General features: G+C 69.0%; 4 protein-coding genes. All 4 read right to left on the bottom strand.

Annotated features, from left to right (window positions below; genetic code table 11):
- Positions 1-141: 141 nt before the first annotated feature.
- A complete protein-coding gene (locus Q7P21_RS19170) occupies positions 142-1707 on the bottom strand; it encodes a carboxylesterase/lipase family protein (RefSeq protein ID WP_304179703.1) in 1566 nt (521 codons plus the stop codon).
- 58 nt (positions 1708-1765) lie between these two features.
- Positions 1766-2605 (bottom strand): S-formylglutathione hydrolase, encoded by an 840-nt coding sequence (gene fghA, locus Q7P21_RS19165; protein WP_304179700.1) that lies wholly within the window; start codon positions 2603-2605, stop codon positions 1766-1768.
- Positions 2605-3714, bottom strand: a complete 1110-nt coding sequence (locus Q7P21_RS19160) for an S-(hydroxymethyl)glutathione dehydrogenase/class III alcohol dehydrogenase (RefSeq protein ID WP_304179697.1) — start codon at positions 3712-3714, stop codon at positions 2605-2607. The genes fghA and Q7P21_RS19160 overlap by 1 nt, the downstream gene beginning before the upstream one ends.
- Positions 3715-3788: 74 nt before the next feature.
- Positions 3789-5207, bottom strand: a 1419-nt coding sequence (locus Q7P21_RS19155; RefSeq protein ID WP_304179695.1) for an autotransporter outer membrane beta-barrel domain-containing protein, incomplete at its 5' end; no start/stop codon positions are given.

Below are 5207 nucleotides of genomic sequence, written 5' to 3'. Positions count from 1 at the left end.
CGCCGCCGCCTGCCTGGTCGCCCAGGCCTTCGGCATGAACGACCTGACCCTGCGGGTTCCGGCCTGGGTCGAGGCCGAGGCGGACCCATCCCTGGCGTTTGGCGACGGCGTCGTCATACCGTTTCCCTTGCGCGCGAGCGCCTAGGTCCCGGGCTGGACATAGGGCACAGCGGCGAACAGCCGCCGCTCCGCCCCGCGCGGGTCATCGACCACCCGGGTGTCGACGTCAAAGACCATGGTCGCGCGGCGGTCGAGCTCATATTTCGGCCAGGCCGGAATCGCGGCCGTGTTCGGATCGCCGGTGCGGGCGAGCGCGATGAGGCTCGCGCTGACCCGGTCGGCCAGGCCCTGCGCCCCCGGCGAGGGCGCGGTCAGGGAGCCGGCCGCCGCCAGGTTGTCGAAGGCCAGGGCGATATCGGACATGTGCATGGCCTTCAGCCGGCCCCCTTCGACCGTGGTCGGCAGGTCCTGCTGATAGACCCAGGCCGGCGACCCGGCCTTGGCCCGCTCCTCCGCCTCGATGATCGCGCCCCGCCAGGACCGCCCGGCCGTGGTCGCTGCGAAGAACACGTCGGTCGGAGAATAGGCCGGATAGAGCGCCCGATAGGCGGCGACCACCGCGTCGGGATCGATATCCACCCGCATCTCGGCGGCGATCCGCGCCGGGACATCCGCCCAGCCCATGGCGAACGGATTGGGATTGGAATGGGCCAGGAAGGCGCGGGTCTCGTCGTGGGTGTTGCCGATGATCATCGGAATCTTCAGGCCCAGAGGACTGGCGTCCGGATAGAAGGGATGACGTGGCAAGGCGCGCCCATCCAGCACCGGCCCGAAATAGAGCCGGCCCGGCGTGAAGGGGTCGGCGACCGCCAGCCCCTCGACCAGCTTGCCGGTCGGCAGGGTCGCCACCTCGGCCGCCCGGTCCGGCGTCAGGCCGACAGCGGCCAGGAACAGCCTCATCCGCTCGGTGGCGTGCAGCGGACCGGACGCCGTCACCTGCTGGCCGCTCATGGTCGCGGCGGCGTGGAACAGGCCCCGGGCGCTGGGCATGGCCATCAGGGTGGCGATCTTGGCCCCGCCGCCGGACTGGCCGAACAGCATCACCCGGCCCGGATCGCCGCCGAACTGGACGATGTTGTCGCGCACCCAGCGCAGCGCCAGCACGATGTCGTCCATGCCGGCATTGCCGGAGCCCGCGAAAGCCGGGCCGGCCAGCTTGTCCAGATAGCCATAGCCGAAGACGTTAAGCCGGTGATTGATTGTCACCACCACCACGTCGCCGCGCCGACAGAGCCTGCCGCCGTCATAGACCGGCGCCGAGCCCGAGCCGCCGGAATAGGCGCCGCCATGGATATAGACCATCACCGGCCGTCGGCCGCCGTCGGCGAGACCTGGCGTCCAGACATTGAGAAACAGGCAGTCCTCGCTCTGATGGCCCTCATCGCCGGACTGCGGCGAGGCCGGCCCATAGGCCGAGGCGTCGGCGACCTGCGTCCAGGGCGTCGGCGGGACCGACGGCTGGAAGCGGCGGGGAGCAGTGTCTGCGCCATAGCGCACGCCCCGGAACACCTTGATCCCGGCCTCGATGGTCCCGCGCACCGGGCCATGCCTCGTCCGGGCCACAGGCGAGGCGCCGGCCGCGAACACGCCCGAGGGGACCAACAGCCCCCCGCCCGCCCCCAGCAGGCTCCGCCGTGTCGCGCTCATCGCAACCTCCCTTGGTCTTGGAGGAAGTCTAGCGCTTCACTGACACCGGTGTCACGTCCTAGGGTTTGAGACGCTGGGCGTGCCAGGCCACATGGTCGGCGATGAAACTGGCCATGAAGAAGTAGGAGTGGTCGTAGCCCGCCCGCATCCGCAGAGTGACCTTCTGGCCGACCGCAGCGCAGGCTTCGACGAACAGCTGCGGCTTCAGCTGACCTTCCAGGAAATTGTCGGCCGTTCCCTGGTCGATCAGCAGGTCGTCATAGGCGCCGCGCGCCGCGCCGCCGGCCATCAACAGGGCCGCGTCATGGGCGCGCCAGAGCGCGCGGTCGGCGCCCAGATAGGCGGTGAACGCCTTTTCCCCCCAGGGACAGCGGGTCGGCGAGACGATCGGGGCGAAGGCCGAGACGGACTGGAAGAGCTCGGGATGGCGCAGGGCCAGGGTCAGGGCGCCGTGGCCGCCCATGGAATGGCCAGACACCCCCCGCCGCGCCGGATCGAGTGGGGCGACCTCGGCCGCCGCCGCCAGCAGGTCGACGGTGATATAGGTCTCCATCCGGAAGTGCGGCGCCCAGGGCGCCTCTGTGGCGTCGACATAGAACCCGGCCCCCTGGCCCAGGTCATAGGCCGGATCATCGGCCACGCCCTCGCCGCGCGGACTGGTGTCCGGTGCGATGATCACCAGCCCCGCCTCGGCCGCCGCGCGATAGGCGCCGGCCTTGGTGGTGAAATTGTCCTCCGTGCAGGTCAGGCCCGACAGCCAGACCAGGGACGGGAACGGCCCCTCCCCGCCCGGGGTGAAGATCGAGAACCGCATCGCCGTTCCGGTCGCCGCGCTCGGGTGACGGCAATAGCTCAGCGTGCCGCCATGGACCCGGTGTTGCTGGAGGATTTCCGTCATCAGAAGACCACGACGCTGCGGATGCTTTCCCCCGCATGCATCAGGTCGAAGGCCCGGTTGATGTCTTCCAGCGGCATGACGTGGGTGATCATCGGGTCGATCTGGATCTTGCCCTCCATGTACCAGTCGACGATCTTCGGCACGTCGGTGCGGCCGCGCGCCCCGCCAAAGGCCGTGCCCTTCCAGACCCGGCCGGTGACCAGTTGGAACGGCCGGGTGGAGATCTCCTTGCCGGCTTCCGCCACCCCGATGATGATGCTCTCGCCCCAGCCCCGGTGGCAGGCTTCGAGCGCCTGGCGCATCACCGTGGTGTTGCCGGTGCAGTCGAAAGTGTAGTCGGCCCCGCCGTCCGTCAGCCCGACCAGATGGGCGACGATGTCCCCGTCGATCGTCTTGGGATTCACGAAGTGGGTCATGCCGAACCGGCGGCCCCAGTCCTCGCGGTCGGGATTGATGTCGACCCCGATGATCATGCCGGCGCCGACCATCCTGGCGCCCTGGATCACATTGAGCCCGATGCCGCCCAGGCCGAACACCACCACATTGGCCCCTGGCTCCACGCCGGCCGTATTGACCACCGCGCCGACGCCGGTGGTCACGCCGCAGCCGATGTAGCAGGCCTTGTCGAAGGGGGCGTCCGAACGGATCTTCGCCACCGCGATCTCGGGCAGCACCGTGTGATTGGCGAAGGTCGAGCAGCCCATATAGTGGGCGATCTGTTGGCCCTTGTAGCTGAACCGGCTGGTGCCGTCGGGCATCATGCCCTTGCCTTGGGTGGCGCGGATCGCCGTGCACAGATTGGTCTTGCGCGACAGGCAGCTTTTGCACTGGCGGCATTCCGGCGTGTAGAGCGGGATCACGTGGTCGCCCGGCTTCACGCTGGTCACGCCCGCACCCACCTCCAGCACCACGCCGGCGCCTTCATGGCCCAGGATCGAGGGGAAGACGCCCTCCGAATCCAGGCCGTCCAGGGTGTAGGCGTCGGTATGGCAGATCCCCGTCGCCTTGATCTCCACCAGGACCTCGCCGGCCTTGGGGCCCTCCAGGTCCACCTCGACGATCTCAAGCGGCTTCTTGGCTTCGAAAGCGACGGCGGCGCGGGTCTTCATCGGATGGCTCTCCCAGATTCGCGGGCGACCATGTCAGGTCCCCCGCCGTCCAGGCAAGCGCCCGACGCGGCCCATCAGAATTTGAAATGGGCCGCCAGCCTCAGGTCATAGATGGCCGTCGCATCGCGGGTCTCGGCCCCGCCCTCGACTACGAAGGCGCCGCCGGCGTTCTCGCCCTTGACCGCGATCCGCGCCACCACCCCGCCGCCCTTGATCTCGTCGGCCAGGACATTGAACGAGGTGGTTCCGGACAGGAACTTGGCCGTGGTCGAGCCCAACTCACCGGAGCCGACCTCGCGGTAGCCCAGGGTCACTTCCGGACCCCACCAGCTCTCAGGATCGCCATAGCGCGTGCCGGTCACCAGACCCGCGAAGCCGGTGCTGCGGCTCGATTGGCGGGCGCTAACATGCAGGTCGACGGCCTCGCCGCCGTCCTTTTCGGAATAGGCGTCCTCCTCCAGGCGCAGATAATCGATACTGGCGCTGGGGCGCGCATAGAGCGGGCCGACATGGGCCTCATAGGTCGCCGCCACCCGGCCCGCCATGGCCCAGCCGCTCCACTTGGCGTTGGCCACCGCCTTGGCCAGCAGGGCGTCGCCGTCATCATTGAGCAGATAGATCGCCCGGTGGCTGGTGGTCTGCATGTAGGAGCCGCCCAGCCGGGCGTTCAGGGTCAGATTGCCCGCCACATAGCGCCAGTAACCACCGCCCTCGAAGGTGTTGACCGCCAGCTTGCTGGCGCCCGAGGCCGCGTCCGGGTTCACGTGCGAGGACGATCCGCCGAGGGTCGCGCCCACCACGCCCCAGGGGCCCGCCGCCCACTCCATGCCGCCGATCAGGCCAATGCCGCCGGCCGTGTAGCCGGGCGCGTCATCACTGCCGTCATGGGTCATGGTGAAGCCGGTCTGCTGCACCCAGAGGCCGCCGGCGTCCGGGCCCTGGCGATCGTCGATGGCGCGGGCGAAGGCGTCAATATTGGCGCTGACCGATTCGAACACCCCGCCGCCATGCTCCGGCAGCAGCTGGTTATAGGCTTTCATGAAGCCGGTGCGGGTCTGCATGGCCAGGAAGGCGTCGCGGATCGCGGTGTCGGTGTTGATCGCCGCGACCATCGGCTCATAGGCCTGGCTGCTGCTGGCGGGCAGGCCGAGCTGGGCGACCGTCTTGCGCGACAGGTTGATGGCCAGGGTCCCGGCGCTCGTGTCCGTGGTCAGGTTCGCGTCATAGAGATAGGGGACCGCGCCCAGCAGGCTGGTGTCGAGGACGCCGGAACTGAGACTGGTCGACCGGACCACGACATAGGACGCCTGGCCCATCAGCAGCGAGGTCAGGCTGACCCCGATCTTGGCGCCGGTCGCCAGGGTCGCCGGCCCGGCCACCGCCAGCGAGGTATAGGTCCCCGCGTTCGGATCGATGGTCAGGGTCAGCGTGCTCTTGGCGCCCAGGCTGAGGCTGGTCAGGTTGAGCGTCCCGACATTGGTGATCGACAGGTC

This window comes from Phenylobacterium aquaticum, assembly GCF_947378715.1.
GTDB lineage: Bacteria > Pseudomonadota > Alphaproteobacteria > Caulobacterales > Caulobacteraceae > Phenylobacterium > Phenylobacterium aquaticum_A.
Note: the sequence above shows the minus strand (reverse complement) of the source record. Positions and strands in the feature narration are given on the sequence as shown.

Excerpts from the sequence above, each read along its gene's own strand:
- Q7P21_RS19170 (WP_304179703.1), bottom strand. The coding sequence starts at position 1,707 with ATGAGCGCGACACGGCGGAGCCTGCTGGGGGCGGGCGGGGGGCTGTTG.
- fghA (WP_304179700.1), bottom strand. The coding sequence starts at position 2,605 with ATGACGGAAATCCTCCAGCAACACCGGGTCCATGGCGGCACGCTGAGC.
- Q7P21_RS19160 (WP_304179697.1), bottom strand. The coding sequence starts at position 3,714 with ATGAAGACCCGCGCCGCCGTCGCTTTCGAAGCCAAGAAGCCGCTTGAG.